This is a genomic window from Alteromonas sp. MB-3u-76, from assembly GCF_002831605.1.
GTDB lineage: Bacteria > Pseudomonadota > Gammaproteobacteria > Enterobacterales > Alteromonadaceae > Alteromonas > Alteromonas hispanica.
The window spans coordinates 1,001,538-1,026,930 of record NZ_CP025115.1 but is presented as its reverse complement, the minus strand read 5'-3'; the positions used below and the strand labels follow the sequence as shown (position 1 = coordinate 1,026,930).

The following is a 25,393-nucleotide window of genomic DNA, read 5'->3' as shown; positions in this document are numbered from 1 at the left end:
TATAATGGCAGAGGCCAGCATACCACCCCCGCTTTCCAATTTATTGACCGCCCCAGATAGCGATGAAAGCGCTGAAGAAAAAATTAATTTATGGCTGAAAAATGCAAAAGGTATTGTTGCCTTAGTTAATGAAGAGCCAGCCGTTGCTATTGCGACAATATCCATAAGTAGCACGTTACCATTCCAATTAAGTCACCTAATAAGTATTGCGATATTTGGCAAACTCAATCATTTTAACGATCATTATTTACAGCACATTATTGCGGCAGTTTATGCAACAAATTATCTTGCTAACACAAAAGCTCAAACTAGCTGTAAAAAAGCTATCACTCAATTTTTACGCTCAAAAGGGTTACTGCTGTGGCTTGACATAGTTCGTCTTCAGCGAGTTTTATTCACCACAAAAAGCAGCCATGCTCTCAGTCATATCAAGCTTAACAGTGCCCAGCGTTTATGTGTGCTTGCTAGTGTAGTAAGTAGTTGCAAGCAAGAACATCGCTCTGCGGTATTTTTGAGATGCATTCGGCTTATTCCGACACATCAGCGGAATTTAGTTAAGCCACTTATTGAACTGTTCGAGCGCCCCTTACCAGGAGCAAAAGTTTATGCCAACGGCATGCCGGCCACAGTTATAGATATAAAGCAGGGTCATAGCTTTGTTTATATCCAAACCGCTAAAAATACAAAGGAGAAAAGAGGCGCCCAAGTTAAAAACAGCAGCTCTAAAATCAGCGAGCCTCAAAATACCTGGATAGAAAATGCATCAATTCGTGCGCCTATTGCACAGCATATTGAGTTTGATGAGTTTATTGCTGTTTACTATAAAACGGCAGCGGATAGAGTTGCGACAGGAGGGCAAGGCTTTTTCCCTTCGACATATGGAGTTCAGAAACCTCCGACACCTTTGTTACACATTATTGATGAACTGCAAAAAAGGGACATCGACATACCATCGCTTTGCGAAAAAATCGAGCGAGTGCCTTCTTTCAATAACTTTTTAGTTTATACGGCCAGCCAAGATAATCGCCTTAAACTACCAGTTAAGAGTATCAAACAAGCAGTACTCACTTATGGCACTGAGCGCGTGGGAGATATGCTTATTCAATTTGCTTTGATGGAACGGCTAACGCAGCACAAATATCCTCTTGTAGAAACATGTAAGCATTTCACCTTATTGGCGAGCGCATTTGCTAGTAAACTTTCATCGCTAACAAAAACAAAGTTTTCGCCACAATCTGCAGCGCTGACCATGACATTTGTATGCTCGCCACTTTTTACGCAGCCAGAACTAAAAGTGATGACCAGATTACAAATTCGAGAAAAGGCGAAGTTCTCCATTAACACTACATTTAAAATAGCCTCCTCATCCACATGGCTTTCTATAGCGGGAGAACTGTCGGGAAACTGGCATCAGAGCTCTACTTGGCGTGCTTTGTTGCATCACTGCAATAAGACAAATGACAAAGTACCTAAGTCATTAAGAAAGGAGCACGCCATAATATTGTCTGCGTTTTATCTTGCTAAAATCTGTCTTTTTAACGACTACAACGCACTCAAGGGCGTTGATAAAGAAGTTGCCCCTTGGTTGTCTGTACTTTCGCTCTCACCTTTAGATTTATCACGAATTATTGATGAGCATCGAGAGCAATTTTACTGCCCTCTTCCCCACTGAAGAGTCTAATTATGGACTTATCGTTCACGCTCTTTACACTACAATGCTGCCTTCAGCCATAGAGCTACAATAGTTATCACTCACACCGCTTAATTTATATTTACGAATGGCTATAACTTATGCCCTGTATCGTATAAAATACGCAAACTTTTGCACTGCTCAACATAAATAATCCCTACGTTTTTCAGTTTAATAATAGGCAGGCAAGCGATGGCGTGTTGTGCCAGCAGCAATAAAGCAGTGCAATAAAAACCTAACGATTTAGACAACAGAATTACCAGAGGATCTCTCATCATGACTCAGCAACACATTACCGTCATCCGCGGTGACGGCATTGGCCCAGACATCATAGATGCAACCACAAAAATTTTAGATAAAGTTGGCTGTGACTTCGTTTACGAGTATGCCGACGCAGGTTTAGTTGCATTAGAAGAGCATGGCGAGTTGTTACCACAAGAGACACTCGATCTTATCGCAAAAAATAAAGTGGCACTTAAAGGCCCTTTGACTACCCCAGTAGGCGAGGGATTTACTTCTATTAACGTTAGCCTTCGCAAACAGTTTAAGCTGTATGCAAACCTTCGCCCTGTTATTTCTTTTAAGGGCACCAAGGCACGCTATGAAGACATCGACATCATTACAGTACGTGAAAACACCCAAGGCATGTACTCTGGTCTTGGACAAGTGGTATCTGAAGACGGCAACGAAGCAGAAGCTATGAGTAAGATAACTCGCGAAGGTGCTGAGAAAATTGTTACTTTCGCCTACGAACTTGCTCGCCGTGAAGGTAGAAAGAAAGTAACTGCTGTTCATAAAGCAAACATCCTAAAATCGACATCTGGTCTGTTCCTTAAAGTAGCGCGCGAAGTTGGCGAGCGTTACCCTGACATTGAGTCGGCTGAAATGATTGTAGACAACTGCTGTATGCAGCTTGTAATGAACCCTCACCAATTCGACGTAATCGTAACGACCAACCTATTTGGTGACATTCTTTCTGACCTATGTGCAGGTCTCGTTGGCGGATTAGGTATGGCCCCAGGCGCGAATATTGGCGAAGACTGCGCTATTTTTGAGGCAGTTCATGGTTCGGCACCTGATATTGCAGGAAAAAATCTTGCAAACCCAACGTCGGTCATCTTGGCCGCTGCGCAAATGCTTGAGTACTTAAATATGAGTGACAAAGCTGAAAAAATTCGCACGGCGCTTAAAGACGTTATTGAAAGTGGCGACCGCACTACTCGCGACCTTGGCGGTGAAGCCGGTACTATTGAATTTACAGACGCTTTAATCGAGCGCCTATAAATTCTCACTGAATTAAAAATAGCGGGCATTGCCCGCTATTTTTTTACCCGTCACCACCTCCTCGTTTTAAGAAGGCAGTAAAACTGTACTAAAACTGGACTACCCCTCTGTCATTAATCTCGTAACATTCGTTGTTGTACACACCGCGTACAAACGATATGCAAATGGTGCATATCGCTACAAACAAGGAATGATGATGAAAAAACAACTCTCAAGCTTAATGTTACTCACCGCAATTGCTTTACAAACACCTTTAGCACAGGCAGAAGTCGCTAAAACTGATCCAGTTTCTTCTACAAGTAGCGTTTCAATAGGCAATAAAATAGATTTAAACCTCGCGACTTTAGCAGAACTGCAAACCCTGCCTGGTGTAGGCATATCAAAAGCGAAGGCGATTATTAGCTATCGTGAGCAGGTAGGGCCTTTTTTGGAAGTGGCGCAACTCACTGAAGTCAAAGGGATTGGCAATAAGATGCTAGCGAAGATAAATGATTTAGTTGTGGTTAAATGAGACGTTTCGTTGACATAAAAAATGCGCCTTTTCATGGGCGCATTTTTATGTTTTAGAATGCAACTACTTTATTGTAGATAAAAACTCTTTGAACTCTTCGCCTAATGAAGGGTGACGCAATGCGTACTCCACATTAGCCTTCATGTAGCCAAGTTTACTTCCGCAGTCGTGGCTTTTGCCTTTCATGTAGTAAGCATCAACCTGCTCTAAATTCATAAGGGCATCGATAGCATCGGTAAGCTGCACTTCCCCACCTGCACCAGGAGGGGTAAATTCGAGTAGATCCCAAATTTTCTCCGATAGCACATAGCGACCCACAACAGCTAAATCTGATGGAGCTTCATCTAGAGGTGGTTTTTCTACCATTTTGTGAATCTTAGCAGATTCACCTTGAGTGATAGCTGCCCCATCAAGGTCTGCAATACCAAATTTCGAAATATCTTCTTGAGCAACTTGCTCTACCATAACCTGACTAACTCTACTGGTATTAAACTTAGCAACCATGTCGGCAAGATTGTCTTTTTTCGGATTGCTAGCAGCATCATCAATAATAACGTCAGGTAACACAACAGCAAAAGGCGCATCACCAATAAGGGGGCGAGCACACAAAACAGCATGCCCAAGACCGTTTGCTACGCCTTGGCGGATGTGCATTATTGTTACATCTTTGGGACAGATAGATTGAACTTCTTCAAGCAACTGTCTCTTAACCCGTGCTTCCAATGTAGCCTCAAGTTCGAAAGAGGTATCAAAGTGGTTTTCTATACTGTTCTTACTCGCGTGGGTTACAAGAATAATCTCTTTTAGCCCTGCAGCGACACATTCACTCACAACATATTGAATAAGTGGCTTATCAACAACGGGTAGCATTTCCTTTGGGATTGCTTTTGTTGCTGGAAGCATCCGCGTTCCTAGTCCTGCTACCGGAATAACAGCTTTTTTTACCTGACTCATAGTCTTTATCCTTTTGTTCAAATTCCTCGACGCAATCTCTGCAAGTCCGTTTAGCGGATTTGCGTTTCGAAAAAATGCGTGCACTTTTCGAAACAATGCAATCGATGTTCCAATTAACTAACTTTGCGCATAGATGACCTTTCTACGAGCAAAGCTTTAAATTCTGTCTCTTTTAAGCACCATATTGGGGTTGTAATGGTATAACACGCACCAAGATGGTGAAAGGTAATATACTTACGTCTTTCCAGTAAACACTGACTTTTTTAACCTTTAATGATGACCGCCAAAAAATCTTAAAGTATTTTTAAAGGCTATGTTCTGCTAAATTGTTGCTATACTGTATATGAATACAGTTATTGAGGGTTGATCATGATCCCAGCACAATTTACAAAGCTTATAGCCGAGTTAGAACACTTAACAGATAGTCAAACCCGTTATGTTGAGAAGCTGCTGAAAGGCACTGATAGCGTCTCACAGTTGATAACAGAGCTTGAGGAGCGGATGGTTGAAAACCCTGAATGTCCGCACTGCCATAGCTCACTGATCAATCGGCACGGCAAGGTAAACAAGATGCAGCGTTATCGCTGCAAGAACTGCGGCAAAACCTTTGTAGCGACAACGGCGACACCGCTAGCTCGACTGAGGTACAAAGAGCTTTGGTTAGAATATATTCGCTGTATGCTGGACAGTAAGCCATTGCGTAAATGTGCCGAAGAATGTGGCCTCCACCTTGAAACATCGTTCAGGTGGCGGCACCGATTCTTGGCGCTACCATCAGCACTGAAAGCGAGCAAATTAGAAGGCATTATCGAGGCAGACGAAACACTTTTTCCCTACTCAGAGAAAGGCTCAAAACGGATGACTCGTCAGCCCCGTAAAAGAGGGGTGAAAGCGAAAAAACGAGGGCGTTCAAAGGATGATTGGGTGCCAGTTTTAACGGTCAGAGACCGAGCTAAGAGTACGTATGAAGCCGTTGTGCCAAGTGTTACATCGGAAGCTTTGCATCAGGAGCTAGCAGGAAAATTAGAGAAAGACAGTGTGTTGTGTAGTGATGGCTATAAGCCCTACATAGCTCTTTCTGAGAAAAATGATTTAATACACAAGCGCTTAGATGTGGCAGGAGGAATTAAGGTGATAGATAAAGTCTTTCACATTCAAAATGTTAACGCCTATCACAGCCGTCTGAAAGCGTGGATAAAACGGTTTAACGGAGTAGCCACAAAATACTTGGAACACTACCTGGGTTGGTTCAGGTTTATGGATAATCCAGAAAACCTTAACGAAAACAGGCTCTTTTCGATTCAACAACAGTTAATCCGAACATAGCCTTTTTAAAACTTTGAGCAAAAAGCGTAGCCCGACAATTCAAGCATATTACCTCGCTTACGATAAATGATTTTTCAGTAAGCTTGCTCAAAACTTGGTCGGTTGACACCTAAGCTTAGTTCTTTATACGCATAATCTTGTGTCTTATGCCTAGCTCTAGTATAAGAAGTTATCCGTATTCGGACCATTATCAAAGAGCCAACCGACAGAGAGCTCTACAATAACAACCATAAGCAATGTGGAATTAAAAAATAATTATGAAACCATCTATTGATACAAGCTTTTTTGGTCATCCAGGGGGCCTGAGAACGCTATTCTTCACTGAAATGTGGGAACGCATGAGTTACTACGGTATGCGTGCTCTGCTCGTACTATTTATGACCGCAAGTCTTCAAACCCAGGGGCTTGGGTTCACCGTAGCGACAGCAGGTGCTATTTATGGCTTATATACCGGTGCCGTTTACTTTCTTGGATTACCCGGTGGTTGGTTAGCTGACAGACTTATCGGCGGTAAGCAAGCTGTATGGTACGGCGGCCTAATTATCTTTGCAGGGCATGTTGTACTTGCTATTGATTTACAGAACCTATTCTTCGTTGGTCTTATCTTAGTGGCATCAGGTACTGGGCTATTAAAGCCTAATATTTCTGCCATGGTTGGGCAGCAATATGGTGAAAACGATGGTCGTCGCGACAGTGGCTATGCCCTTTATTATATGGGTATTAACATCGGTTCTTTAATTGCCTATCTCGTTACCGGTTATCTTCAAGAAAACTGGGGATGGCACTACGCCTTCGGTGCTGCCGCCGTAGGTATGGCGATTGGCCTTATTCAATATTATTTCTCAAATCGCACACTTTCTGCAGAATCAGTTGCACCTGCAAATGCCTATCAAGGCGTAGCGAGAAAGCGCGCTTGGACAGGCGTGCTTGTGGTTGTTGCAGCTGCCATTGCTGTAATCATTATGGCTCATATGGGAACTATAATTATTGAGCCCGTTGCCCTTGCACAAAAAGTCGCAATATTTTTCACCGCTATATTCTTTTTATACTTCGGCTTTATTTATTTTAAAGGTGAACTATCAGAGAACGAAAAAAGACGCATGTGGGCTCTTTTCCTTGTTTGTGTTGCCTCAGCGTGCTTTTGGTCTGGTTTTGAACAAGCAGGCTCTTCGCTTAATTTATTTGCCCAAAATTATACCGATCGTGCGTTGAGTGATGGTTCGTTCCTTACCTCTTGGTTTGGTATGTCTGCCATACCTACGGTTTGGTTCCAGCTATCAAATTCATTATTTATCATCATACTATCGCCATTTTTTGCCGCGCTTTGGATCAACCTTGCCAAGCGTATGATTGACCCGTCTTACACCATCAAATGTGCCGTGGGTATCATTATTATGGCTTCAGGCTTCTTAGTTATGTTTATGGCATCGCAGTATGCAGCACAAGGTCTCAAAGTAGCGCCTATGTGGTTGGTAACAACCTACTTTCTACATACAGTAGGCGAGCTATGCTTAAGCCCCGTGGCATTAAGCGCGGTAAGCAAGCTCTCGCCTAAGCGATTTGCAGGACAAATGATGGGTGTATTCGTACTTACCTATTCAATTGGTAACATCATTGCGGGTCTTCTTTCTGGTAATTTCGATCCGGAAAATGTCCAAGAAATGCCTAACCTCTACTTACAAATCGCCTTGTTTAGCATTGCAGTAGGGATTGTCATTGCGCTTCTAAGCGTTAAGTCACGCTTTTGGGAGAAAGCGGGCATTGAAAATAAAGCCGAAGTTTAAGACTAGGCTTGGTTTTGGTTACATAACCTTAGGTTAGCAGAACTTTGGGTTAAAACAGTTTTATGCTAACGCTGTTTTAACTACCTAAAGATTGCCCTACAATAACCGCCGTAACAGTTGTGTTTCGGCGGTTTTTTATTGAAAGTAAATTTTTACTGAGAGTACGTAATGACGTTTTATTTTTCTACACGCAACATCCCAGCATTGAAAGGTTTACCTTTAGCTGAACGAGCACGTTTGCTCGAGCAAGCCTCTAAGCGACTTTCTGTTCCTGAAAAAACACTGCTCAATGTTCTAAAATTACTCGTCATAGTACCGGTATTTGCATTTATCCTTCAAACAGCAACAAATTGGACGTCGCTACTGTGGGCATTTGTGGTATTTTTATTTTATCCACTGGTCATAAAACCTATACAGTATTCCTTATGTGCTAAATACATAGCGCAACCTTCAAACAAGGAGAATGAATGAAAACCATCTTAGTCACGGGCGGTGCAGGTTACATTGGTAGCCACACCGTTTTACAGTTGCTCGAACAAGATTATTCTGTTGTTGTACTCGACAACCTGTGTAACGCCAGCCCCGAGTCACTTAGACGTGTTGAGGGGCTTACCGGGAAGTCAGTAACTTTCGTGCAAGGCGATATTCGCGACACAGCAGTTTTAGATGATATTTTCAGCGAGCACAGTATTTTTGCCGTCATACACTTTGCTGGTTTAAAGGCTGTTGGAGAGTCTGTAGCCAAACCACTGTCTTATTATGAAAATAATGTTTATGGCACGCTCACTTTGTGTAAAGCCATGCAAAAACATGGTGTTAAGAATATAGTATTTAGTTCTTCTGCTACCGTATACGGAGATCCCGCTTCTTTGCCTCTAAGCGAGCATATGTCCACAGGGCATCCAACTAACCCCTACGGTATGTCAAAACTTATGGTTGAGCACATGCTCAGCGACCTGTATAGCTCAGATAACGAATGGAATATCGTATTACTGCGCTACTTCAACCCCGTAGGTGCGCACAAATCAGGGCAGATTGGAGAGGATCCTAATGGTATTCCTAACAATTTAATGCCTTACATATCGCAAGTAGCAACGGGCAAACTTCAGCAGTTAAGCGTGTTCGGCGATGACTATGACACCAAAGATGGCACCGGTGTGAGAGATTATATCCATGTTGTTGATTTGGCCAATGGTCATTTAAAAGCTCTTGACCGCTTATCGCTAAACATGGGCTTAGATAAATACAATTTAGGTACAGGCCAGGGTTATTCAGTGCTTGAAATGATAGCCGCCTTTGAAAAAGGGTCTGGTAAAACCGTTTCTTACAAAATTGCACCAAGACGCAGCGGAGATGTTGCCGCGTGCTATGCAGACCCTACTAAAGCTGCCAAAGAGCTTAACTGGCACGCTGAAAAAGGATTAGAAGATATGTGTGCCGATACATGGAATTGGCAGTCTCAAAACCCCATGGGTTATCCTAAGGACTGAGTTAGCTTTCGCTAAATGTTGAAAAAACCATGCTCTCGCATGGTTTTTTTCATTAACTATTACGTTTTTTCTCTCTACATTTTTTCTCTCTGCGTTTTTTCTCTCGGCGTTTTTAGCAAAGAGGCGTCAAAACACTAAAGCTTTGACCTCATTTATCAGTACTCAATTTGATCATTATCTGAAGATTGGCTTTTGTCATCCTTTGGATTTTTATCTTTCTTAATCTCTTTATCATCTTCGGGCTCGTCGCTTTGTTCTTCTTCATAATCAAAGTCTTCAAAGCTGGAGTCTTCTAACATGGCCTCGAAGTCAGCAAAATCATCAAGCTGCTGTTCATCAATGGCTTTATCGCCACTTTTACCATCGGTTACGCGAAACGCTAAGTTTTCAAAATAAGCGTTTTTAACGAAAGCATAGTCATCTACAGATTGCTCAAGTTGAGCCTCTTGGTCCATTAATTGAGCACGAGTCTCAACTAGAGAAACCACATAGCGAGCGATAAAAAAGTTGCTAGCGATAACCGCCATAGGATAAACCGTGCCATCAACAAATTGACCGGCAAAACTTCTCGGATCGTTGGGGCCTAACACAGGCAGCATGGCAAATGGACCTGTTTCTACGCCCCATGTTCCTAAGGTTTCTCCAAACTCCTCATCTTTTCGCGCTATGCCGATGTCTGTTGCGACGTCGATAGTACCAAACAAGCCAATGGTAGAGTTTAATAAAAAACGGGCTATGCTATCTAAACCGTCGTCTACCTTCCCTTGCAATACATTGTTCATAAAGTTAGCAGGCTCTTGTAAGTTCCTTGAGGCATTCAGCAATCCAGTTCTCGCAAACTGAGGCATGACGGTTACATAGCCAACAGTCAAAGGACGCACAAAATAGGCATCAAGAACTTCCCAATTAAAGTCCCACATTAAACGGTTTATCGGCTCCAACGGGTCGCGAGGGTCTGATGAATCTATTGCAGCGCTGTTTGATGCTACTTGAGATGTCTGTTCTGACGCATTATTAGATGCACATCCGCTTAGAAGGCTACTAACAACAAAAGCGCCAGCCACCAGATATCTGGTTATATCCATTACTACAATTCCTTATTTATGATAACTGTTAACTCAGGCGTCTGCCCTTCTAATACCTGCGCTGATGCACTACCCTGCCACTCGCCTTCTGAGACAGACACATCGCCATCGATAGAGAGTCTTGCGGTAACATTGACCTGTGAGAGAGAAGTAATATTGTATTGAGGCATCATTGCATTTTTATTGGTCAAAGTAACTGATGTAGGCAGTGTGCCTATCGGCATTTTCACTACGGCAGCGGGCATTCTATTTTCAGATAAAGCATCCTGAGCAAATACAATAAGAAAACCTTCCTTTGGAGCTGCTTGCTTTGCCGCCTCAGATAGTTCGATGTTAATTAAGAAGCCGGTCTCGCTTACCTGTTCAGATGCAGCAGTAGCTTCAGAGTTTGAACTGGCATCACTCAGTTTGGCAACTTCGTTTGCACGCCCCTCTAGTTCGTCTATGCGTGATGTCAATCGCTTCGTCATGTCGCTATCGGCAGGAAGCTTATCTTTTACCTGCTCGTAATAACGCTTGGTTTGTTCCACATCACCTACTTGAGCTGATACTACCGCCATCATTAATGCTAAATTATCATTACCGGGGGTATTTGCTAGTAGGCCGCTGAGTATAGACTGCGCCCGTTGAAGATTATTCACATCTCCAGTCGTCATAAGCGCCTGTGCGAGTGTGACTTTGTGTGCGCTATTTTTAGGAGCCAGCTTGGTCGCTTTATCGATAGCTTCAATTGCCTGTACTTCTTGACCAATACTGAGCAGAAGTCTTCCCAAATACATCCACCCTGTATCGTCCTGAGGGTCTTCACGAAGCCGCTGACGAATAGCTAATGCTAAATCAGCAATATCTTGTTGAGTCAGGTTGTTGGCATTGCCAGTAGCCAACTGCTCGCTTAGTTGAGGAAGAGCAGCAATGGCATCTGTAGAGCGCTTTACTTGCGACATTTGATTAACTTGAGAGTAGACAATACCACCGCAAATAAGCGCAATAACACCACCCACTAACAATACAAGAGGGGCCGTTCCTGTTTTTTTCGATTCAAATGCGCTTTCGTCGACTAGCGCTACTTTGAGTTCATCAACTGCTTGGCGCTTATCTATTTCGCTTATTAGCCCTTCTTTAACTTCCCGCTCCAGTTCAACAAGGCGTTGCCTAATAATTTGCGTATTACTTAAGCTATCTTGCTTTGCGTGTTTTTTGTTGCGTAAAAATGGAAAGGCAACAATTAAAAGAACAAGCGTAATCAGCCCAGAAACTATTAAATAAAACTCAGCCCAACTCATTCTTTATCTTGCTCCAACATTTCATCGGCTTTCGCTAATTTTGCTGCCATATCTTGTGGCGGTTGATTTGATTTTCGCTTAACAATAAATATCATGGCTATAAACACAAAAAGTACTGGAATTGCCCACAACCATAGGGTAGCAATAGTAACGGGGGGCTGATAATGAACGAAATCACCATACCGCGCCTTCATATAATCAATGACCTCAGCTTCAGTCTTACCCTGCTTTAGAAGGCTATACACTTTGCGCCGCATATCGTGTGCAATCATGGCGTCGCTATCAGCAATATTTTGGTTTTGACACATTGGGCAACGAAGCTCTGCGGTGAGCTCAAGAAAAACAGCGCGCTGCTCTGGCGTATCGAAGGAAAAATTGTCCTGTGCTGAGTAAGCTTTTCCAGTGAGTAAAAAAACTCCCACCGCGATGATTTTTAGCGCCGTGATAAAAAAGTGCTTCATTATTTCACCGCATCCCTTGTGCTATTCAAAGAGGCATCAATGCCATTATCGGCGCTTGCACTTTTTTCAGTGCCCGTTTTAAGCCCAGCAGTAGACGCTTCAGCGACCAATTTATTGTAAAGCGGCCCCACTTTGTTGCGCCAAACGCGTTCATTTATATCGCCGATATAATGCATGCGAATTACTCCATTTGTATCGATAACAAAGTGCTCAGGCGCCCCTGTTACGCCTAAATCCAATGAGGTATCACGATAAACATCAAATATATTAAATGCATAGGGGTTACCATAGCGACTCAACATCGATGTGACTTCTTGTTGAACACGATTTAAAGTTTTAGTTCCAAAGTCGGGGTCTAAATCTTGATCGAAATACAACCCTACTATGTGAACACCCTGCTCATTTTTTAATTGAGTAAGATAAGGCATCTCCACGGCACACGTAACGCACCAAACGCCCCATACATTTAACAGCGTCACCTTACCTTTAAGACTATCGGGAGTGTAGATAACATCAGGCTGCATCAAATCCGGTAACGAAAACTCAGGCAGCATTTTGTCTTGTACTTGTGAATCAAGCTCTCTTGGATCTGAGAATAATCCTTTGAATAGAAACACAGCCAAAAGCAAAAAAAGTACGAGAGGTATTACAACTAAACGGGCATTTTTCATAAAGGTCCACCACTTTTCTCATTAGCAGGCGTATTAGTAGCAGCGTTGTGTGAAGATGCCGATGAGTGCGAAGTACCCGCACTAGACACTTTTACATTTTTCAGCGCGTTTTTAACCTTTTGCACTTTTGCGATCCTATAGCGTTTATCGCTAATAGAAAAAACACCACCTAACGCCATCACGACCGCGCCTGCCCATAGCCAGACAACAAAAGGCTTGATGTAAATTCGAATTGCCCAGGCACCATTATCAAGAGGTTCTCCCATAGCGATAAACACATCTCGTGTTATCGTAGAATGAATTGCTGCTTCCGTCATTGGCATACGCTGAACGGTATAAAGTCGTTTCTCTGGCTCTAGCCTTACCACTTTTTCGCCATCCTTATAAACGTCAAAAACCCCTGCATCGGCATTGTAGTTTGGACCATCCGCGCGCTTAACATCAGTAAAGGTGAAGTCGTAATCACCTAAACTTACTGTTTCACCCACGTCCATCCTGATATCCCGCTCTAGCTCATAATTAGAGACAAGCGTTATACCAATAATAGAAATAGCAAAGCCAACATGGCCTAACACCATGCCCCAGTGGCTGGGTGTTAATTTCTTAAGTGAGTGAAGTGTGCCACTCTCATTGGGCATAGACGACACCCTTTGAATAACCTCTTGCACTGTCATAACCAATATCCAAAATACCAGCACCATTCCGAGCACGCCCATATAGGTTGGCGTGTCATAGGCAAAATTCACAAGCACGCCAGCGCTTAACGCAATACCTGATGAAATGAGAAGCTGTTTCTTTAAATCACCTGCCTTTTGATGCTTCCATCGAGTTAATGGCCCAAGGCCAAGCATAAGTACAAAAGGTACAATCAGAAGTGTAAACATTTGGTTGAAAAACGGCGCTCCAACGGAAATGCTACCTAAACCTAACTCTTTGTGAACTAGAGGAAATAATGTCCCTAGCAGCACAACAAGGGTAGCGGCGCACAAGAAGACATTGTTCCCCATGAGCAATACTTCGCGCGAAAACGCTTGGTATCGGCCCGGACTTTTAAGTGACGCAGCTCGCATGGCATACAGTAATAAGCCAAAGCCACTGAGCACAATAAGGATCCCCAAGATAAATAGGCCTCGAGTAGGATCGCTGGCAAAAGAATGCACCGATACAATCACCCCAGAACGCACTAAGAAGGTTCCCAGTAAACTCATGCTAAAAGCTGCTATCGCGAGCAACACTGTCCATGATTTAAATGCTTTTCGCTTTTCAGTTACAGCAAGAGAATGCATTAGTGCCGTTCCTACCAGCCAAGGCATGAATGAGGCATTTTCTACCGGGTCCCAAAACCACCAGCCTCCCCAGCCAAGTTCGTAATAGGCCCACCAGCTACCAAGGGCAATACCTACGGTAAGAAATGCCCAAGCCGCGATAACCCATGGCCGAGACCACCTGGCCCAGGTTGAATCTAACTGCCCTGATATTAGCGCTGATATAGCAAATGCAAACGCCACCGAAAACCCAACGTAGCCCATGTAAAGCATTGGAGGGTGAATGATCATGCCAAAGTCTTGCAGCAGCGGATTCAAATCCCGCCCATCAACAGGGAAAAATGGCAGCATGCTGTCAAAGGGATTTGATGTCAGCAGCATAAACAAATAAAACCCAATGCCGATCATTCCCAGCACAGAAAGAACTCGTGCGACCATCGCCAAAGGGATCCCTCGGCTAAAAATGGCTACAGCTACCGTCCATAAAGAAAGCATTAGCACCCATAATAAAAATGAGCCTTCATGGCCGCCCCACACAGCGGTAATTTTGTAATATATAGGCAGCTTGCTGTTTGAATGCTGTGCAACGTAGGCCACGCTGAAGTCATCGGTAACAAATGCGTACGTTAAACACACATAGGCAATAAGTGTAAAAACGAAGAGCCCGATGGCCAAAGGTTTCGCTGTTGCCATAAGAGTTTCATGTTGACGATGAGCTCCCCATAACGGATATACAGCCAATAAAATAGACAGTACTAAGGCTAATGTCAGGGCAATGTTACCAATTTCAGGGATCATTAATACAGCCCTCCGTTTTTACCTGCCGAACTGCTAGCCTCATTGGTCGCCGAGTTATAGCCTAAGTTCTCAGTTGGCTTAACGTGTTTAATCCCTTTCATTTTTTCAGCCAATTCCGGCGGCATATATTCTTCATCGTGTTTAGCGAGGACTTCTTGGGCGTTAATCTGTCTTTTTTCAGTGAGTACACCTGTAGCAACAATTCCCTGCCCCTCACGAAACAGATCCGGCAAAATTCCTGTAAATGTCACCGTAACAGTTGGCCCTGTATCTACCAAATCGAAACTTACGGCAAGGCTTTCAGGATCGCGACTTACGCTACCTGGCACTACCATTCCGCCTATCCGTAGGCGCTGACCTACCTGTGGTTTTTGTCCGTTTTTACCCTCAATGATTTCGCTTGGTGTGTAAAACAGGTCGATACTGTCATTCAATGCGTAAAGCATCAGCCCAATTGCACTGGCAACTAAAAGGCCGATTGTAGCGACTACAGCTAAACGCTGCTTACGTCTTGGGTTCATTCAACTATCTCACTTCGATATATAGAAAATGGAAAAATATTAATCACAATCCGCGTCTCGTCGACGCTACTGACTTAGTCGATTTTATTCTGCGCGCTTTTATGCGCTCTTTGAATACGCGCTCTGCGATCTCGCTCTTTGATCACTGTTCTAAGCAGTGTTTTTTGTTTGAGGTAGCTTTGCACCGCAATCACGGCCATAGCTCCAAAGGTAATAAAAAACGATATCCAAACGTAAAACGCGTAGCCGCCCATGGCGATAAAGCTAGCAAAGGAGTCAAACTGCATTTTTAAGCCTCCTTTTCTAATCGCTGTTGAGCGAGCGCTTGTACCCAAGGACGGTGTAGTTCTCGCAGTACAATTTCATTGCGTAATCGAATTGTTGTTACTGCACCTATAAAAAGAGCAAAGCCCAATAAGTTAATAAGTAGCGGCCAAAGCATTTCCGGTGCTATGGATGGGTTATCAAATTTACTTATCGTCGCTCCCTGGTGAAGCGTATTCCACCATTCAACGGAATAATGAATAATAGGGATATTGACAACGCCCACCAACGCCATGACACCTGCGGCCTTGCCAGCCTGCTGTTTGTCCTCAAAAGCGCCATACAAAGCAATTACGCCAATATACAAAAACAATAAAATTAGTTCAGAAGTCAATCGAGCGTCCCACACCCACCAAGCGCCCCACATAGGTTTACCCCATGCAGCTCCAGTAAAAAGTGCGACAAACGTCATTACAGCGCCAATAGGGGCTATGGCTATCATAGTCATATATGCGGTACGCCACTGCCATACCATACCTACGAGCGCGGCCACCGCCATAGCTACATACGTGCCCATGGACAAAATAGCGCTTGGCACGTGGATATAAATAATACGAAAGGAATCACCCTGCTGATAGTCTTGCGGAGCGAAAGCAAGCCCCCATACAGTTCCAACAACAAGACAAATACACGCACCAGCCCAAAACCAAGGCTGTAACGTTATGCAAAGCTGATAAGCTCGCTCAGTTTTTGCGTAAGGATGTAACCACTTCCACATCAGTTTTGACTCACTTTTAAAGAATACGCTATCGCAAAAGGCGCTATTGCAGCAGAGAGCAATAGCATGGCGGCAATAATAGCAATTTGCGGGTAATAAGGTAATTGCAGTGCGGCAGATTCCACAGCAGATGTGGCAAAAATTAGTAACGGAATAAAAACGGGAATTAGCAACAGAGCCAACAATACCCCACCTTTCTGCAGTCCTACTGTTAAACCAACCGCAATGGCGCCAATAAATGACAGCAAAGGCGTGCCTAGTAACAAAGTAATAATAAGCGCCACATACATATCAAATGTTAAATTTAAAAACATCGCCAATAGAGGTGAGAGCACAAGCATAGGAACAAAGCTCACTAACCAGTGTGCACATACTTTCACTGCGCTGATGCCAGCCAAAGACATACCAGAAAGCACGTATTGCTCCATGGTGCCATCTTGAAAATCATCGCGAAACATACGCTCCATTGCCATGAGCGAAGACAAAATCGCAGCAATCCACAGTACTCCAGCACCAATCCTCTGCAACGTATCTGGCGATGGGCTAACCCCTAGTGGAAACAAAGTAACTACCATCAGCAAAAACATGATCGGCTGAACCAGCTCCGCTTTTTGCTTAAACGCTATGTGCATATCTCTGACAAAAATGCCTTGGTATAACGACATTAAAATCGATACTCCAAATCGAATACTCTGTACCTGCCCGCTTCTTCAGACAAAGCTTGGTGAGAGGTCGTTATAACAACCCCACCGTTTTCAACATGATGTTTCATAAATTGTTCAAGTAGTGCTACGCCTTTTGTATCGAGGGCAGTAAAAGGCTCATCCAGAACCCACACACTCGCTTTTTTTAACCACAATCGAGAGAGTGCAACTCGACGTTGCTGTCCTGCTGATAGATAACGCACAGGAACATCTTCAAGCCCTACCAACCCTATGCGCGCTAACGTTTCATAAAGTGCATCGTCATTCACATTAGTACTGTGTTGCGCAAGCCAGAACTTCAAATTATCTATGGCAGACAGGCTGCCGTTTGTACCGCTTTTGTGGCCTAAATACACCAAGTTTGACAAATACGCAGATGCATTTACGGCAATGTCTACAGAATTAAATCGTACAGTCCCCGAGTCAGGTGCACTCAGTCCTGTTAAAATTCGCAGCAAACTTGTCTTACCCGCGCCATTTGGCCCTCGCAAGTAAAGAAGATCTCCGGCATCTACCGACAAAGAAATACCCTCGAACAAGGTTCTATCTCTTTTGATGCAAGTTATTTCACATGCTTCTAGCACTACTAAGCCAGCCTTAGTCACAAAATAGGTCTTTAAAAAATGGCCATAGTTTATCACAGGATGACTTTTTCGCAGTCGCGAATATCAATTAAATATGATTTACTTCAAAGGTATTTCTAATAAAAAATGGCCATAGTTTATCACAGGATGACTTTTTCGCAGTCGCGAATATCAATTAAATATGATTTACTTCAAAGGTATTTCTAATAAAAAATTAAGCTCTTAGCCCACTAAATATAGGTTTCACCTGTGCATTTAGGCGGATAAAAGTGAACAGATATAACTAGGGCGTGAGGTGGATGTATAGATGGATAAATACATGGCTAAAGTCATAGCTAAAATCATCACTAAACTCATCGCAAAAGATATCTAAAAAACTAAAGGCCTGCTTTAATATCATTAAGGAAAACGACCTTTAGGCCGATAGTTCAACTATGACGCAGCAACTCTCCAACATCCTTGCCAACATTATGCAAAGCGCCTCGAAAGCTTCTGTGCAAGATGCTACACGGAGCGCTTCGCCAAACGAGGTTCAGAATAGGACCACTAGCACAGCACCAAGTGCAGTGTTGAATCCTGCGCAAAGTAAAACGCTTACGCAAGCGGCTGCTCTAGATAACGCGGCTAAAGTAATGATTGCTAAACTACCTGAAAATATTCTTGCCATTAATTCACCTCAATTAAGTGCAAACATACGCTTACCAAACGGGCTATCTTTTCAATCGTCACAGCAAATTCAGTTACTTTCTCTGGGCTCGGTTCAAACTAGTTCTGCTCAAGCTAACTCAGCGCAAACCCGATCGATACAAGCAGCCTTAACTTCAACAGGCATTGTTTCGCAAGAAATTAATATTCCATTTGATAAACAAGGCCAACTTTTCAAAGCCATTGCCGAGACTTTAAAGAACGTGGACGGCACAGCTGTATCACTGAAAGCACAGGTGTTTGCGGTAACCAACAAAGAAATCTCGCTCAATGTAAATGGTGAAAAGCCACTTAAATTCCCAACGACGCAGTTAGACAAAGTTATTATCCTCATTTCAAAGCCTTGTCGGTAAAAACGTGACATTAGCCATGAGTCGCACGCAAAGCGGTAATATTTCTCTAAGCCTATCTTCCAATCAGCCAGGTCTTAGCGGGCAGAATGGAAAAGGCATATCACTGGGAAATGTAGATATAAAAATGCAAAGCCAATTCATTGAGAGCGCCCTCAAACAGGGCGCTGTGGCTATATCGCAAAACGATAGGACGCCCTCGGCATTAAAGGCTTTTATGCCCACACCTTTGGATGCGGGAAACAACGCATTAAAAACGGTTAGCTTGTTATCTTTGTCTGCTAAAAACAGTTCAAACGCTACGCTTACTGTACATACGGCTAGGAACAATGTGGTAACTACATTTACCATGCCGGAAAGCGCACTTTAAACGCCCCCTCTAGCAAAAGAACAAATACGCAATATTGAGATAAAGAAGCTTCCAGTGTCGCAACTTATAGGCTCGGAATCGTTCAAGGCAAATAACAGCGGTAGCACTGCCGCTTCTCAAGATGCCTCCTTTCAATATACTTCGCCCAGCAAAATACAGTTAGACAATCTCAAAGCATCGCCAGAAGTACTCAAAGCGTCGCCAGAAGTACTCAAAAGTAGTGAGGTGCATAAGGCTATTCAAGCACTTTCCAGGGTACTCCTCAATCAAACTGGAAATACAACCACCGCATTAGCCTCGCTTATTTCCATTGTTGAGGGCAATCCGAACTCGTTATCCAATACTCAAGTTGAAGCTTCAATAGCGGACAAACAATCACCGTCTGCGGCAATATCAAGATTAATACAGCACATAAAAGGTCTTGATGTAGGTACTGCTCCCACTGCATTATCTAAACTGCATCAAGCAGAACAAAAACAAAACCTTTTACAAACCTCAACAAATTACCCGAGTAGCGAAGCCGAGAAACCTATTTCTGTGAATAAGGAAGTTGATGGTGGAAAGGCATCTTTAGGCAGCATTGCGCAATTACTGAAATCTGAGGCAAAAAATGCTTCAGTAAGTCTGATAAACAACCTTTTACAGCAACTTTCAAATACAAATAGTAAACAGCAAACAACAGGGGCTGAACGCCTAAATGGTCTAAAAGAAGAAGCAAATACTCAAGTAGGTACAGGAACAAAAGCGATAGACGATAGCGGAAAGAGCAAAGCACCGAATGTTGTATCAACACCGGAGTCAACGCTGCCGCAACGGATACAAAACTTATTAAGCAGCCCTGCACTTTTGGCAACGCCGTCGACACTAGCTTCACCGGTTGCGGTATCGAGCTTTGTGCAAGGACTTGTTGCACTGGTGCAACTTGCGTTAGCTGGCAGGGCATTGCAACGACAACCCAGCTTAAAAGCACAGCTCGATGCACCTGATTCAATCGTTTCTAAAACGTTGGCAAGTGTGGGTGGAAACTCACAGCCAAGCAAAGTAAGTCAAGATTTGCATCAATTAGACAGTCGTCAGCAAATTCTCAGCCAGCTCAAAACGTTATTGGCAAATCATCAGCAAAGTAAATTGACACAAGCCGACGCGCGTATTCAAGGCCAAGATAGTTTTTACTATGTACTCCCCTCGCTCACCCAACATAATACGCCACCAGAGCTTCTCATTCAGCGCGAGCCTAAAAAGCAGCATGAACAACAAGAGAGTAAAGGGCAGCAGTCTCTGTGGAACGTTACCATGAAGTTGGATATAGGCACTGTTGGACAAGTACTTGCCAAGTCAAAAATAGACAAAGAGACAATTACCCTCGACTTATATGCCTCAAATGAAGTTATCTTGGCAAGAGTTGCCGACACATTGCCTTACCTCACTAAACGCTTGGAGGAACTTGGATTACAAGTAGAAAAGAGTAGTTTTCAGCGCGGGCATATTCCAGATACCCTCAATAGCCGTCCTCATCAAATTTTTGAGACTAGAGTATGAGTGCTAATTGCGAGAAGACAGTATGAGTACTGACAAACAGAACAAAGCTAAGCGGGCAATTGGTCTCAAATATGAAGGCGGAGACAAGAAAAACACCCCAAAAGTGGTAGCAAAGGGCTATGGCGACTTAGCCGAAGCGATAATTGCTATGGCTGAAGAGACAGGCATACTCATACATGAAGATCCCTATCTTAGCGAAGTGCTGGCTACATTGGATGTAGGTCAAGATATACCAGAATCCTTGTACTATGTTATCGCCGAACTTCTTGCCTATTCTTACGTGTTACAGGGGAAAATTCCTCCTGGTTGGGAAAGTATAATCAAGAGAATTGATTTTGAGGTTTAAACAGTACAAACAAAAACGCCACAATGTGTTTATAACAAATCTCTAAAACAACACGTGGCGTCTTTTTCTTTAACGTGATTTCACTTCGTTAACTTTCTCAATTACCTGCTATTACCTAAACAGTACTTTCTCTTTATTAAACCAATGAATACAAAACATTATTAATCCAATAGCGATGACTGCGGTAGAGGTAAAAATGCCAAACAATGCGAAGTAGTCCATCGTTCCTTTGAACAGCTCCTTCATAGCAAGTGCAACATTAGTCAGGGGCACCCAAACCCATGCTCCTTTTAACTCAACGCCCGGCATCATGGCAATTAGCACGGGGAAGATCACGACCATGATTAAAGACCCCATGTAACTTTGCGCCTCTTTAAACGAGCGTGCATATATCGATAGTGAGAGTAGGATCGCGGCAAACACAGCAACAATCGGCACGAGCATAAGAAAGATAAGTACAAAATCGACTATGCCTATCATCGACATAACTTCAACAACAAATTCAATTGCCATGCCCTGAGATAAAACAATACCCCAAATAGCCATGGAAGATACGGTGATGAGAGCAGTAATGATACCCGCGGCGCTTACCGTAAAGAACTTGCCAAGTACCAGTTTGTACCTGTCCATTGGTGAAATAAGCAGTGTTTCCAGCGTACCTCTTTCCTTTTCCCCTGCACCCAAATCAGCAGCGGGTGCCATAGCCCCCTGTAAGCACAAGATAAAAATGAAGTAAGGTAAGAAGCCGCCAATACGCTCGCCCCAAACCTCTCTATCATCAGCTACGTTTTGCTTTTCTATCGAAATAGGTTTTAGCAAAGCTTCTTGTTGCGCTTCATTTAACCCCAGCTCGGTAAATGCCGCTAGCTGAAATTCGTCCATATAAACGTCAATGATTTCGGCTACTCGCCCATAGACTTTGTTAAGCCCTGCATCATTTAAATAAAGCCCAATTTTATGCTGTCCCGATGCCAAAATATCTGCATCAAAAGTGTCAGGTATTACTAACACAAAGTCTAAAGTTTCGTTTTTGATAAACTTGGCATAATCACTCTCGCTCTCAAAAGCACCGTCAACACTTACCAATTCAAACTTTTCAGACGCCTCAGCAAAAGATTCTACAATGTCAGGCGCATATGCTTCACCAACGATGGCATATTTTAGAATTTCATTTTCCGCTTTTTCAGCGGCGTTACTCATAAAGAAAATGCCTACGCCGAAAATAGCAGGGAACAGTAAAAGCGGTAACAGAATCATAAAGATAATGGTTTTTTTATCCCGCAATAACTCTTTAAATTCCTTCTTAAAGATTAACCACATTGCTCTTCTCCTGTGATTCTGTTGACAGTGTTTTAAGGAAACTCTTATGCATTTGCCCATCAGACAGTGCGCTGAACGCAGCAAGTGAGTCATTAAATACAGTTTCGCCCTGATTGATGACGGTGACCTTGTCACACAGAGCTTGCACCTCATCTAAGTGATGGGTGGAGAAGATCACCGGTGTTCCCTTATCTTTCAATCGTTGAATAAACTCCATAACGGTACTGGTCGCCATAATGTCCAGGCCGGTAGTGGGCTCATCAAGTACTACAAGCGAGGGCTCGTGAATAACAGCACGTGCAATGGATACTTTTTGCTTCATACCTGATGAGAAATTCTCAGCGCGTCTTTCCAAAAAGCTCTGCATATCGAGCAAATCAGCCATTTCTTCTATACGCGCGTTAATGGTACTTTTCGACAAACCATGCAACTCACCAAAATAGCTGATATTTTCACGACCTGTTAATCTGCCGTACAGACCAGTAGAGCTTGATAAAAAGCCGATTTTCTTTCGTGCAACATTTGGATTTGCCAATACGTCTTGACCGTCTATCGTCACGCTTCCGCTATCAGGGCGTAGCGCTGTAGACAGCATGCGAAGTGTGGTTGTTTTTCCTGCGCCGTTAGGCCCTAGCAGTCCGAGTACCTCACCGCTTTGACAGGCAAATGATACATCTCTTACAGACTGGAAGTAGCGTCCTTTTAAGCGTGGGTCTTTTTTCTCTTGCTCGCTAAGCTTTTTGGGGTTTTCCACCTCAAAACGTTTAGCGAGACCAGTTATTTCAATCATGGATGCGTCCCTCTCCTCGTTTATTATTATTTTCTTCAACTATGCTTATCGAAATGTCGACTCACAGATTTCTATTTTGATGTAATACGAACTCGTTTTATTACTTTTATAGCGATGGCAACTACTTATACTAAACAGTAAAACTGCCGCCTCTACAAATCTATAGTCTTTGTTTTTTATTCTTAATTACAGAATTCATTTAATTTTTAGCTCACGCAAGATAACTACCAATAATAAGTGTTAGCAAATGTGTTATCTGAAAGCCGTTTTTCGTTTACTGGCCATATCGAGTAGGGTGAGGCTTGCGCCTCATCCCTCTTATATGGACTCCCTGAAGTAATCAACATCTTTTGAAAAATTAGTAGTAGATGCGCTCTTATATACGGGCTTTAAATGGAGAGCTACTCCTGCCCTTCGATGTATACGCACCAACAGTTCAATTCTCACACACAGTGTTTAGTCACTTGAGAGGACTGGCTGAATTCTGCTGGTTGGTCTTACCATTTATTTTCGCAATTTGTTGATTTACTAACTCTTAGGCTGCTAACAGTATCGGATTGTAATCGTCATTATTCTTTATTAGAGCAACAGCGGTTCTCACCGTTTTATTTGCTAACGCGATGGCAGCAACCTTCTTTCCCCTTCGGTCAACTAACGCCTTCAGCCACTGCTCTTTCACAGTCTTAGGCTCTCTGGATACTGCTTTATTCACTACCGACATTGCTCCCTGATAGAGCAAACTTCGCAATCTTTTATCTGCACAGTTTTTAGAAATATGTCCCAATCGCTCTTTACCGCCGGTCGAATGCTGCTTCGGTGTCAAACCTATGCATGCTGATGCATCCCGGCCTGTATTGAACTCTGTCGCATTTCCCAATCGAACGGTTAACCCCAAAGCAATCAAAGGGCCTACGCCTTCGAGTTTACTTAATTTCTGGCAAACAGGATTATGCCGCGTGTGTTCTGCTATGAGCCTGTCATAACTTTCTATTTGAGTCGTATAGAGTTGTAACATTTGTGACTGCGCAGCCAAAGCCTGACGATAATTCATCGGCAAGCCGTTTTCTGCATCTTCTAAAATGTCAGGCAGCGCAGTGACTAAATGATTTAACCCCTTTGCTATCACAATCCCGAATTCCGTCAACAGTCCTCGTATCTGGTTTGCCAACGCCGTCCTTTGCTCCAACTGCAGCATTCGCACCCGCTCCAGGGCCTGAAGACCCTGTTCATCTTCCTCCATGATGCCACAAGAGTTTATATGAGGTAATTGAGCCGCAATACCGATAGCGTAGGCGTCATTTTTATCTGTTTTTTGCTTTAATTGCAGCCCTTTTACTGCGCGAGGATGAATGATTTTTACTTGATGACCATGCCGCCTCGCTAAACGCGCCCAGTAATTCGAGCCACCACAGGCTTCCATTGCCACTAACGCTGACACATGGTTTCCCAGAAGTGCTATCAATGCTTTACGACTCATTGCTTTGTTATAATCAATTTTTCCGTCACTGTTGAACTTGCAAACCTGAAAGGAATGCTTTGCAAGGTCAATTGCAATAATTGTATTCTTAATCATGTATGGACCCCTTTGGCTAATTTGACAATTAAGACCGTACCCCTTTCAGGGAAGGGAGTCCATACATCTCACAGAACCGTACGTACGGGCCTCGTATACGGCTCCTGCATACTTCATATCACTTGCTAAGTGACACAATGCTAATTTGCAATCTAGTATCGTGCGCCCTATGGACATCGTTCATTTTCTAACATTGTGGTAACTTTCATTGCAGGGTTTGGCGTTCTAGCACTGAGGCAATCTACCAAATTTGACTACAATTACTTCCCATATACGGCCTGTCTCACCAGACATCACTATTCCTAGCGCACCGATTCGACTTGTCCCGCTGATCTGGCGGCTTGTGTATCAATGATAAAAAAACTCACAACTCATCAGAGTCTTAAAGTCTGCTTCCCCCCTTCGCAATCCATTTAAGCTTTTGGCTAAAATAGATCCTATCAAACACAATGCTGATAGTCGGCTTGGTTTTACCCTCCACACCATTACTGGCTTTCATCGGCCTAGCCTTACTCACTACTACGGGTTCTATCTGGTAACCACGTTATGCCACCTCACACTCGCAACATTCTTGGATCACTCCTTGAACGATACGTCCAACCATTTGATTGGATCTAATGCCAGGCTTCCCCAGTTACTGCACTGGCTCCCTGTTAGAAATTCCACCCTCAAACACAAAACAGGACTGACTGAGTATCGGGCTTCGCGCTATTTTGCACGCTTACCCTCCTGTCTTGCCGAATCAGGTTCACTTGCGTTGTGTACCTCTAACTTCCTATGGCTTCCTTCAGACCCTGCCGTTGGCCAACAACGCCCTTGCCATTCGGATTATCTTCCCCTCAGTCAGGGTGATTCAGGTTTCTTTCAACCTGACGGGTTTGCCAGCTTCGCTGGGCAAACAAAAAACCCGCTTAAAGGCGGGTTTTTAAATGAATCTCATTGATAAT

General features: G+C 43.4%; 26 protein-coding genes. 12 read left to right on the top strand and 14 right to left on the bottom strand.

The window, feature by feature from the left end:
- Positions 1 to 4 precede the first annotated feature (4 nt).
- The 3 genes from CW735_RS04610 to CW735_RS04595 all read left to right on the top strand — a co-directional run bounded on the left by CW735_RS04610 (position 5) and on the right by CW735_RS04595 (position 3,485).
- Positions 5 to 1,672: a histidine kinase gene (locus CW735_RS04610; RefSeq protein ID WP_100971106.1), complete on the top strand. Its 1,668-nt coding sequence runs from the start codon at positions 5 to 7 to the stop codon at positions 1,670 to 1,672.
- Positions 1,673 to 1,966: 294 nt separating this feature from the next.
- Positions 1,967 to 2,974, top strand: a complete 1,008-nt coding sequence (locus CW735_RS04600; RefSeq protein ID WP_071978822.1) for an isocitrate dehydrogenase — start codon at positions 1,967 to 1,969, stop codon at positions 2,972 to 2,974.
- A gap of 196 nt (positions 2,975 to 3,170) precedes the next feature.
- Positions 3,171 to 3,485, top strand: coding sequence for a ComEA family DNA-binding protein (locus CW735_RS04595; protein ID WP_100971102.1), 315 nt, complete (start codon positions 3,171 to 3,173; stop codon positions 3,483 to 3,485).
- A 63-nt stretch (positions 3,486 to 3,548) separates the two neighbouring features.
- Here the strand turns inward: CW735_RS04595 and galU are convergent, their stop codons facing one another.
- Positions 3,549 to 4,439, bottom strand: coding sequence for a UTP--glucose-1-phosphate uridylyltransferase GalU (gene galU, locus CW735_RS04590; protein WP_100971100.1), 891 nt, complete (start codon positions 4,437 to 4,439; stop codon positions 3,549 to 3,551).
- Positions 4,440 to 4,808: 369 nt separating this feature from the next.
- On the opposite strand from galU, the gene CW735_RS04585 reads away from it, so the two are divergent.
- The 4 genes from CW735_RS04585 (at position 4,809) to galE (ending at position 9,039) form a co-directional block, all read left to right on the top strand.
- Positions 4,809 to 5,765 carry an IS1595 family transposase gene (locus tag CW735_RS04585; RefSeq protein WP_157812624.1) on the top strand — a complete coding sequence of 319 codons (957 nt, stop codon included), beginning with the start codon at positions 4,809 to 4,811 and terminating at the stop codon, positions 5,763 to 5,765.
- A gap of 257 nt (positions 5,766 to 6,022) precedes the next feature.
- On the top strand, positions 6,023 to 7,549 hold the full coding sequence (locus CW735_RS04580) for a peptide MFS transporter (protein WP_100971098.1): 1,527 nt from the start codon (positions 6,023 to 6,025) through the stop codon (positions 7,547 to 7,549).
- Positions 7,550 to 7,717: 168 nt separating this feature from the next.
- Positions 7,718 to 8,020, top strand: a complete 303-nt coding sequence (locus CW735_RS04575; protein WP_071978818.1) for a DUF6170 family protein — start codon at positions 7,718 to 7,720, stop codon at positions 8,018 to 8,020.
- Positions 8,017 to 9,039: a UDP-glucose 4-epimerase GalE gene (galE, locus tag CW735_RS04570; protein WP_071978817.1), complete on the top strand. Its 1,023-nt coding sequence runs from the start codon at positions 8,017 to 8,019 to the stop codon at positions 9,037 to 9,039. Before CW735_RS04575 ends, galE begins: the two co-directional genes overlap by 4 nt.
- Positions 9,040 to 9,194: 155 nt before the next feature.
- On the opposite strand, the gene CW735_RS04565 is transcribed toward galE, so the two are convergent.
- The 10 genes from CW735_RS04565 to ccmA form a co-directional block, all read right to left on the bottom strand.
- Positions 9,195 to 10,124 carry an MlaA family lipoprotein gene (locus CW735_RS04565; RefSeq protein WP_071978816.1) on the bottom strand — a complete coding sequence of 310 codons (930 nt, stop codon included), beginning with the start codon at positions 10,122 to 10,124 and terminating at the stop codon, positions 9,195 to 9,197.
- 2 nt (positions 10,125 to 10,126) lie between these two features.
- The gene (ccmI, locus tag CW735_RS04560; protein WP_071978815.1) at positions 10,127 to 11,407 is read right to left on the bottom strand and encodes a c-type cytochrome biogenesis protein CcmI; all 1,281 of its coding nucleotides are present in this window, start codon (positions 11,405 to 11,407) and stop codon (positions 10,127 to 10,129) included.
- On the bottom strand, positions 11,404 to 11,868 hold the full coding sequence (locus CW735_RS04555) for a cytochrome c-type biogenesis protein (RefSeq protein ID WP_083595200.1): 465 nt from the start codon (positions 11,866 to 11,868) through the stop codon (positions 11,404 to 11,406). The genes ccmI and CW735_RS04555 overlap by 4 nt, the downstream gene beginning before the upstream one ends.
- Positions 11,868 to 12,539, bottom strand: a complete 672-nt coding sequence (locus tag CW735_RS04550) for a redoxin family protein (RefSeq protein WP_071978814.1) — start codon at positions 12,537 to 12,539, stop codon at positions 11,868 to 11,870. Before CW735_RS04550 ends, CW735_RS04555 begins: the two co-directional genes overlap by 1 nt.
- Positions 12,536 to 14,602 carry a heme lyase CcmF/NrfE family subunit gene (locus tag CW735_RS04545; protein ID WP_071978813.1) on the bottom strand — a complete coding sequence of 689 codons (2,067 nt, stop codon included), beginning with the start codon at positions 14,600 to 14,602 and terminating at the stop codon, positions 12,536 to 12,538. The genes CW735_RS04550 and CW735_RS04545 overlap by 4 nt, the downstream gene beginning before the upstream one ends.
- The gene (gene ccmE, locus CW735_RS04540) at positions 14,602 to 15,123 is read right to left on the bottom strand and encodes a cytochrome c maturation protein CcmE (RefSeq protein WP_071978812.1); all 522 of its coding nucleotides are present in this window, start codon (positions 15,121 to 15,123) and stop codon (positions 14,602 to 14,604) included. Before ccmE ends, CW735_RS04545 begins: the two co-directional genes overlap by 1 nt.
- A 74-nt stretch (positions 15,124 to 15,197) precedes the next feature.
- Positions 15,198 to 15,410 carry a heme exporter protein CcmD gene (gene ccmD / locus CW735_RS04535; protein ID WP_071978811.1) on the bottom strand — a complete coding sequence of 71 codons (213 nt, stop codon included), beginning with the start codon at positions 15,408 to 15,410 and terminating at the stop codon, positions 15,198 to 15,200.
- A gap of 2 nt (positions 15,411 to 15,412) precedes the next feature.
- The gene (locus CW735_RS04530; protein WP_071978810.1) at positions 15,413 to 16,165 is read right to left on the bottom strand and encodes a heme ABC transporter permease; all 753 of its coding nucleotides are present in this window, start codon (positions 16,163 to 16,165) and stop codon (positions 15,413 to 15,415) included.
- On the bottom strand, positions 16,165 to 16,830 hold the full coding sequence (gene ccmB, locus CW735_RS04525; RefSeq protein ID WP_071978809.1) for a heme exporter protein CcmB: 666 nt from the start codon (positions 16,828 to 16,830) through the stop codon (positions 16,165 to 16,167). Before ccmB ends, CW735_RS04530 begins: the two co-directional genes overlap by 1 nt.
- Positions 16,830 to 17,453, bottom strand: a complete 624-nt coding sequence (ccmA, locus tag CW735_RS04520; RefSeq protein WP_071981152.1) for a cytochrome c biogenesis heme-transporting ATPase CcmA — start codon at positions 17,451 to 17,453, stop codon at positions 16,830 to 16,832. The genes ccmB and ccmA overlap by 1 nt, the downstream gene beginning before the upstream one ends.
- A gap of 434 nt (positions 17,454 to 17,887) precedes the next feature.
- On the opposite strand from ccmA, the gene CW735_RS04515 reads away from it, so the two are divergent.
- The 4 genes from CW735_RS04515 to CW735_RS04500 are packed head-to-tail and all read left to right on the top strand — an operon-like array spanning position 17,888 to position 20,763.
- The gene (locus tag CW735_RS04515) at positions 17,888 to 18,511 is read left to right on the top strand and encodes a hypothetical protein (RefSeq protein WP_100971096.1); all 624 of its coding nucleotides are present in this window, start codon (positions 17,888 to 17,890) and stop codon (positions 18,509 to 18,511) included.
- Positions 18,512 to 18,527: 16 nt separating this feature from the next.
- Positions 18,528 to 18,878 carry a hypothetical protein gene (locus CW735_RS04510; RefSeq protein ID WP_100971094.1) on the top strand — a complete coding sequence of 117 codons (351 nt, stop codon included), beginning with the start codon at positions 18,528 to 18,530 and terminating at the stop codon, positions 18,876 to 18,878.
- Between the two features lie 54 nt (positions 18,879 to 18,932).
- Complete coding sequence (locus CW735_RS04505; RefSeq protein WP_100971092.1) at positions 18,933 to 20,417, top strand: flagellar hook-length control protein FliK; 1,485 nt, start codon at positions 18,933 to 18,935, stop codon at positions 20,415 to 20,417.
- Between the two features lie 22 nt (positions 20,418 to 20,439).
- On the top strand, positions 20,440 to 20,763 hold the full coding sequence (locus tag CW735_RS04500) for an EscU/YscU/HrcU family type III secretion system export apparatus switch protein (protein ID WP_071978808.1): 324 nt from the start codon (positions 20,440 to 20,442) through the stop codon (positions 20,761 to 20,763).
- 111 nt (positions 20,764 to 20,874) lie between these two features.
- Here the strand turns inward: CW735_RS04500 and CW735_RS04495 are convergent, their stop codons facing one another.
- From CW735_RS04495 to CW735_RS04485, 3 genes are all read right to left on the bottom strand, one after another.
- Positions 20,875 to 22,083 carry an ABC transporter permease subunit gene (locus tag CW735_RS04495; RefSeq protein WP_100971090.1) on the bottom strand — a complete coding sequence of 403 codons (1,209 nt, stop codon included), beginning with the start codon at positions 22,081 to 22,083 and terminating at the stop codon, positions 20,875 to 20,877.
- Positions 22,067 to 22,873, bottom strand: coding sequence for an ATP-binding cassette domain-containing protein (locus CW735_RS04490; protein WP_071978806.1), 807 nt, complete (start codon positions 22,871 to 22,873; stop codon positions 22,067 to 22,069). Before CW735_RS04490 ends, CW735_RS04495 begins: the two co-directional genes overlap by 17 nt.
- Positions 22,874 to 23,408: 535 nt before the next feature.
- The gene (locus CW735_RS04485; RefSeq protein ID WP_100970721.1) at positions 23,409 to 24,446 is read right to left on the bottom strand and encodes an IS110 family transposase; all 1,038 of its coding nucleotides are present in this window, start codon (positions 24,444 to 24,446) and stop codon (positions 23,409 to 23,411) included.
- A gap of 583 nt (positions 24,447 to 25,029) precedes the next feature.
- On the opposite strand from CW735_RS04485, the gene CW735_RS19500 reads away from it, so the two are divergent.
- Positions 25,030 to 25,389 carry a hypothetical protein gene (locus tag CW735_RS19500; protein WP_198521025.1) on the top strand — a complete coding sequence of 120 codons (360 nt, stop codon included), beginning with the start codon at positions 25,030 to 25,032 and terminating at the stop codon, positions 25,387 to 25,389.
- Positions 25,390 to 25,393: the final 4 nt, after the last annotated feature.

Excerpts from the sequence above, each read along its gene's own strand:
- CW735_RS04600 (WP_071978822.1), top strand. The coding sequence starts at position 1,967 with ATGACTCAGCAACACATTACCGTCATCCGCGGTGACGGCATTGGCCCA.
- CW735_RS04550 (WP_071978814.1), bottom strand. The coding sequence starts at position 12,539 with ATGAAAAATGCCCGTTTAGTTGTAATACCTCTCGTACTTTTTTTGCTT.
- ccmI (WP_071978815.1), bottom strand. The coding sequence starts at position 11,407 with ATGAGTTGGGCTGAGTTTTATTTAATAGTTTCTGGGCTGATTACGCTT.
- CW735_RS04595 (WP_100971102.1), top strand. The coding sequence starts at position 3,171 with ATGAAAAAACAACTCTCAAGCTTAATGTTACTCACCGCAATTGCTTTA.
- CW735_RS04555 (WP_083595200.1), bottom strand. The coding sequence starts at position 11,868 with ATGAAGCACTTTTTTATCACGGCGCTAAAAATCATCGCGGTGGGAGTT.
- CW735_RS04575 (WP_071978818.1), top strand. The coding sequence starts at position 7,718 with ATGACGTTTTATTTTTCTACACGCAACATCCCAGCATTGAAAGGTTTA.
- CW735_RS04515 (WP_100971096.1), top strand. The coding sequence starts at position 17,888 with ATGACGCAGCAACTCTCCAACATCCTTGCCAACATTATGCAAAGCGCC.
- CW735_RS04530 (WP_071978810.1), bottom strand. The coding sequence starts at position 16,165 with ATGTGGAAGTGGTTACATCCTTACGCAAAAACTGAGCGAGCTTATCAG.
- galE (WP_071978817.1), top strand. The coding sequence starts at position 8,017 with ATGAAAACCATCTTAGTCACGGGCGGTGCAGGTTACATTGGTAGCCAC.
- CW735_RS04500 (WP_071978808.1), top strand. The coding sequence starts at position 20,440 with ATGAGTACTGACAAACAGAACAAAGCTAAGCGGGCAATTGGTCTCAAA.
- ccmE (WP_071978812.1), bottom strand. The coding sequence starts at position 15,123 with ATGAACCCAAGACGTAAGCAGCGTTTAGCTGTAGTCGCTACAATCGGC.
- CW735_RS04510 (WP_100971094.1), top strand. The coding sequence starts at position 18,528 with ATGAGTCGCACGCAAAGCGGTAATATTTCTCTAAGCCTATCTTCCAAT.
- CW735_RS04495 (WP_100971090.1), bottom strand. The coding sequence starts at position 22,083 with ATGTGGTTAATCTTTAAGAAGGAATTTAAAGAGTTATTGCGGGATAAA.
- CW735_RS04485 (WP_100970721.1), bottom strand. The coding sequence starts at position 24,446 with ATGATTAAGAATACAATTATTGCAATTGACCTTGCAAAGCATTCCTTT.
- ccmB (WP_071978809.1), bottom strand. The coding sequence starts at position 16,830 with ATGTCGTTATACCAAGGCATTTTTGTCAGAGATATGCACATAGCGTTT.
- CW735_RS04490 (WP_071978806.1), bottom strand. The coding sequence starts at position 22,873 with ATGATTGAAATAACTGGTCTCGCTAAACGTTTTGAGGTGGAAAACCCC.
- CW735_RS04545 (WP_071978813.1), bottom strand. The coding sequence starts at position 14,602 with ATGATCCCTGAAATTGGTAACATTGCCCTGACATTAGCCTTAGTACTG.
- galU (WP_100971100.1), bottom strand. The coding sequence starts at position 4,439 with ATGAGTCAGGTAAAAAAAGCTGTTATTCCGGTAGCAGGACTAGGAACG.
- CW735_RS04580 (WP_100971098.1), top strand. The coding sequence starts at position 6,023 with ATGAAACCATCTATTGATACAAGCTTTTTTGGTCATCCAGGGGGCCTG.
- CW735_RS04585 (WP_157812624.1), top strand. The coding sequence starts at position 4,809 with ATGATCCCAGCACAATTTACAAAGCTTATAGCCGAGTTAGAACACTTA.
- CW735_RS04610 (WP_100971106.1), top strand. The coding sequence starts at position 5 with ATGGCAGAGGCCAGCATACCACCCCCGCTTTCCAATTTATTGACCGCC.
- CW735_RS04565 (WP_071978816.1), bottom strand. The coding sequence starts at position 10,124 with ATGGATATAACCAGATATCTGGTGGCTGGCGCTTTTGTTGTTAGTAGC.
- ccmD (WP_071978811.1), bottom strand. The coding sequence starts at position 15,410 with ATGCAGTTTGACTCCTTTGCTAGCTTTATCGCCATGGGCGGCTACGCG.